This window comes from Xenorhabdus sp. IM139775 (assembly GCF_028598745.1).
GTDB lineage: Bacteria > Pseudomonadota > Gammaproteobacteria > Enterobacterales > Enterobacteriaceae > Xenorhabdus.
Map to the genome: position 1 here is coordinate 1 of NZ_JAQRFK010000206.1, position 1,082 is coordinate 1,082.

General features: G+C 38.1%; 3 protein-coding genes. 1 reads left to right on the plus strand and 2 read right to left on the minus strand.

Going from position 1 to position 1,082, the window contains the following annotated elements; genetic code table 11:
* Window positions 1-293: SymE family type I addiction module toxin (locus PSI17_RS17005; protein WP_273553081.1), on the plus strand; the 293-nt coding region annotated here is incomplete at its 5' end.
* A gap of 80 nt (window positions 294-373) precedes the next feature.
* Here PSI17_RS17005 and PSI17_RS17010 read toward each other — a convergent pair.
* Both PSI17_RS17010 and PSI17_RS17015 read right to left on the minus strand, forming a co-directional pair.
* Window positions 374-829 (minus strand): hypothetical protein, encoded by a 456-nt coding sequence (locus tag PSI17_RS17010; protein WP_273553082.1) that lies wholly within the window; start codon window positions 827-829, stop codon window positions 374-376.
* Window positions 829-1,082, minus strand: a 254-nt coding sequence (locus tag PSI17_RS17015) for a toxin C-terminal domain-containing protein (protein WP_273553083.1), incomplete at its 5' end; no start/stop codon positions are given. The genes PSI17_RS17015 and PSI17_RS17010, both read right to left, overlap by 1 nt.

Sequence of the window (1,082 nt, forward strand, 5' to 3'; positions counted from 1 at the left end):
CAGCTCAAAATAAAGCAGCGAAAACAGAACGTTATTACACCGTGGGATACGTCCCGCAAAATGACAAGGCCACAGCCCCGCCCGCGATCCACCTTAAAGGGCGATGGCTTAAACAAGCGGGGTTTGATATTGGTGGCTCGGTGACGGTGAAGATCATGGACGGCTGTTTAGTGCTGATCCCCGCGAGTTCCGAGACCAACAGCCTCAAACAACAATACCAGCGCCAGCGCGAGCAAATCAGTGAAATTAAGCTGCGGATGCGGGAGCTGATTGGCGACTACAAAAGCCGCTAAGGGCAGGGAGTGAGCCGCTCTTAACAGAACAAAGCCGGAAGATCACGAAGATCTTTCCGGCTTTTGCATTACATTAAATATTATTCATCTAAATATGGAGACCTATATTTTTGTACTGTAAGTAAAGTGTTTATTTTTTCTATACATTCCTGTGGATTTATTTTTGATACAAAATACATATAGAAATCATATCCAAAATGGAATTCACATTTATCTGATATAAGCTTGCACCATATATCTTCTCTCAAGATTGATCGAATTACATTTCTTAATTGATTGATATCTATAGACTCACCATCAATATAAGAAATCTCATCAATATTTACCTCTAACCCTTTGATTGAGAATGATTTAACATTTAAGCAGTGACATAAGTTAACAGCATAATCTATATATTGATTTTCAACCTTTTCATATTCATCTTTTTCTACTTTTTGACCAATATCAAAAAAGCTAGTCCATTCATCAGAACCAGAAAAAACATCGCCATTTTCATTGACATTAGTATATTTTGTTATTCTGTATGAATATTTCATTAATCACCTATTCTATTCAGGTCAGCGTCATACGTTCCTGATCTTGTTTTTCTACTGCCTAGATTTTTCACACTATCGGCAGCTTTCCAGACACCACCATTATGCTGATCAACATCAGGTGTAATATATTTCATTTTGTTCGGGGCTTTTTTATTCATATAGATAGGCTGTCCATGAGAACGCTCGTTAATTTTTGTATATCCGAGCTTTTTAGCCATCTCTGCAAAGTTACACTTTGCCAGACCGTAAGGAT